This window comes from Alkalicoccobacillus porphyridii (genome assembly GCF_007293315.1).
Lineage (GTDB): Bacteria > Bacillota > Bacilli > Bacillales > Bacillaceae_D > Alkalicoccobacillus > Alkalicoccobacillus porphyridii.
This window is the reverse complement of sequence record NZ_VLXZ01000027.1, coordinates 1-3743: the sequence shown is the minus strand read 5'-3', so window position 1 is coordinate 3743 and position 3743 is coordinate 1. Positions and strand designations below refer to the sequence as shown.

Sequence of the window (3743 nt, the reverse complement as noted above, 5' to 3'; positions counted from 1 at the left end):
AAGCGTGGCGCTTTCTCATAGCTCACGCTGTAGGTATCTCAGTTCGGTGTAGGTCGTTCGCTCCAAGCTGGGCTGTGTGCACGAACCCCCCGTTCAGCCCGACCGCTGCGCCTTATCCGGTAACTATCGTCTTGAGTCCAACCCGGTAAGACACGACTTATCGCCACTGGCAGCAGCCACTGGTAACAGGATTAGCAGAGCGAGGTATGTAGGCGGTGCTACAGAGTTCTTGAAGTGGTGGCCTAACTACGGCTACACTAGAAGGACAGTATTTGGTATCTGCGCTCTGCTGAAGCCAGTTACCTTCGGAAAAAGAGTTGGTAGCTCTTGATCCGGCAAACAAACCACCGCTGGTAGCGGTGGTTTTTTTGTTTGCAAGCAGCAGATTACGCGCAGAAAAAAAGGATCTCAAGAAGATCCTTTGATCTTTTCTACGGGGTCTGACGCTCAGTGGAACGAAAACTCACGTTAAGGGATTTTGGTCATGAACAATAAAACTGTCTGCTTACATAAACAGTAATACAAGGGGTGTTATGAGCCATATTCAACGGGAAACGTCTTGCTCTAGGCCGCGATTAAATTCCAACATGGATGCTGATTTATATGGGTATAAATGGGCTCGCGATAATGTCGGGCAATCAGGTGCGACAATCTATCGATTGTATGGGAAGCCCGATGCGCCAGAGTTGTTTCTGAAACATGGCAAAGGTAGCGTTGCCAATGATGTTACAGATGAGATGGTCAGACTAAACTGGCTGACGGAATTTATGCCTCTTCCGACCATCAAGCATGTTATCCGTACTCCTGAGGATGCATGGTTACTCACCACTGCGATCCCCGGGAAAACAGCATTCCAGGTATTAGAAGAATATCCTGATTCAGGTGAAAATATTGTTGATGCGCTGGCAGTGTTCCTGCGCCGGTTGCATTCGATTCCTGTTTGTAATTGTCCTTTTAACAGCGATCGCGTATTTCGTCTCGCTCAGGCGCAATCACGAATGAATAACGGTTTGGTTGATGCGAGTGATTTTGATGACGAGCGTAATGGCTGGCCTGTTGAACAAGTCTGGAAAGAAATGCATAAACTTTTGCCATTCTCACCGGATTCAGTCGTCACTCATGGTGATTTCTCACTTGATAACCTTATTTTTGACGAGGGGAAATTAATAGGTTGTATTGATGTTGGACGAGTCGGAATCGCAGACCGATACCAGGATCTTGCCATCCTATGGAACTGCCTCGGTGAGTTTTCTCCTTCATTACAGAAACGGCTTTTTCAAAAATATGGTATTGATAATCCTGATATGAATAAATTGCAGTTTCATTTGATGCTCGATGAGTTTTTCTAAGAATTAATTCATGAGCGGATACATATTTGAATGTATTTAGAAAAATAAACAAATAGGGGTTCCGCGCACATTTCCCCGAAAAGTGCCACCTAAATTGTAAGCGTTAATATTTTGTTAAAATTCGCGTTAAATTTTTGTTAAATCAGCTCATTTTTTAACCAATAGGCCGAAATCGGCAAAATCCCTTATAAATCAAAAGAATAGACCGAGATAGGGTTGAGTGTTGTTCCAGTTTGGAACAAGAGTCCACTATTAAAGAACGTGGACTCCAACGTCAAAGGGCGAAAAACCGTCTATCAGGGCGATGGCCCACTACGTGAACCATTGACGGGGAAAGCCGGCGAACGTGGCGAGAAAGGAAGGGAAGAAAGCGAAAGGAGCGGGCGCTAGGGCGCTGGCAAGTGTAGCGGTCACGCTGCGCGTAACCACCACACCCGCCGCGCTTAATGCGCCGCTACAGGGCGCGTCCCATTCGCCAATCCGGATATAGTTCCTCCTTTCAGCAAAAAACCCCTCAAGACCCGTTTAGAGGCCCCAAGGGGTTATGCTAGTTATTGCTCAGCGGTGGCAGCAGCCAACTCAGCTTCCTTTCGGGCTTTGTTAGCAGCCGGATCTCAGTGGTGGTGGTGGTGGTGCTCGAGTGCGGCCGCAAGCTTGTCGACGGAGCTCGAATTCGGATCCTTAGTACTCCGCAGACCATTTAGCATCTTGTACGGCTTGCTTTGGATCGGCAATTTTTTCACGATTAAGTCCCTGCTTTAGAACACTTTGTGCTGTAATTTCAGCAATCTTTTGTGAAAACTCAGTAAGATTTGAAACTGGTGGCAGTACTGCTGCTCCTGGTTCATCAGCATCCACTAGACCACCCAACGCATGAATAGCAGCTGAGATTGTTTCTTGTGCTAACAGCTTAGCAGCTGAGGCAACAAGACCAAAGCCTAAACCAGGATAAATCAACGCGTTATTGCCCTGTCCTATTTTATATGTCACTCCTTTGTAGGTAACATTCGCTGCAGGAATACCAGTTGCTATCAAAGCTTTTCCATCAGTCCATTTAATTAAGTTTTCTGCAGTTGCTTCAGCTAATTTTGTTGGATTTGACAAAGGAAAAATAATTGGGCGTTCTGTATTTTGTGCCATCGATTTTACAATTGCTTCCGTAAATGTACCTGGCTGTGTTGAAGTACCAATCAAAACTGTTGGACGTATCTCATTGACCACTGCTTCCAAATTGTCTAATTGTTCAGAGTTAACAAGTTCCTTTCTTGAACGTGTGAACGCCTTTTGCGCTTCAGTTAAATCTTCAGTATCATCAAATAATAATCCTTGCTTATCCACAAGATAGAAATGGCTGCGGGCCTCTGCATCGGATAACCCAGCTTGTTTTAATTCTGAAAAAATCTGATTAACAATACCCATACCAGCTGTACCGGCACCGAACGTTAGGAATCTTTGATCAACTAGTTTTTCTTTCGATATATTTAGAGCTCCGAATATTCCTGCCAAAACAATCATTCCGGTTCCTTGAATATCATCGTTAAATGTGGCAATGCTGTCTTTATATTTATCCAAAATTACTTGTGCATTTGAACGTCCAAAATCTTCCCAATGCAATAATGATGCTGGGAACAATTTTTGTTCAGCAGTTACAAACTTATCTATGAATTCAAGATACTTTTCACCAGCAATACGTTCGTGTTTGTTCCCTAAATACAAAGGATTTTCTAATAATATTTTGTTATTCGTACCTGCATCAATGCTTACTGGTAATACTGTTGCCGGGTCTATTCCAGCTGCTGCTGTGTAAACCATCAATTTACCAACGGCAATATCAACACCATTGACACCCCAATCGCCCATGCCTAATATACCTTCAGCATCAGTCACAACAACTAGCTTTATATCTCTGCCATCAGCGACACTCTTCAATGAGCTCTCAATATTTTCTGGATGATCGATTGACAAAAATGCTGCATTCTGAGGATTAGTGTAAATTTCATTATATTGTTCAATAGACTCTGCGACAATAGGATCATAAACAATTGGCATAAATTCTGAAACATGTTGATCCATCAAGTGATAGAACAATGTCACGTTTTCATTAAACAAATTCATAAGAAATGTTCTTTTTTCAAGTAAAGGACTTTTCGCCTGAAATTGTTTGTAAGCTCGTTCTGCTTGTTCTTCAATCATTTGTACTTGACTTGGTAATGTGCCAGTTAAGCCCAATCGCTCACGCTCAGCTGCAGAAAATGCCGTTCCCTTATTTAAAAATGGATTACGCAAAATGCTATACCCTGTTGTAGTCATCATATGGCTGCCGCGCGGCACCAGGCCGCTGCTGTGATGATGATGATGATGGCTGCTGCCCATGGTATATCTCCTTCTTAAAGT

The 3743-nt window shown here is 43.5% G+C and carries 2 protein-coding genes; one reads left to right on the top strand and one right to left on the bottom strand.

Annotated features, from left to right (window positions below; all coding sequences use genetic code 11):
* Positions 1 to 533: 533 nt before the first annotated feature.
* Entirely contained in the window at positions 534 to 1349 is an 816-nt protein-coding gene (gene aph(3')-Ia / locus FN960_RS20590) for an aminoglycoside O-phosphotransferase APH(3')-Ia (protein ID WP_143850749.1), read from the top strand.
* 681 nt (positions 1350 to 2030) lie between these two features.
* On the opposite strand, the gene FN960_RS20585 is transcribed toward aph(3')-Ia, so the two are convergent.
* Positions 2031 to 3743: malolactic enzyme (locus tag FN960_RS20585; RefSeq protein WP_260682091.1), on the bottom strand; the 1713-nt coding region annotated here is incomplete at its 5' end.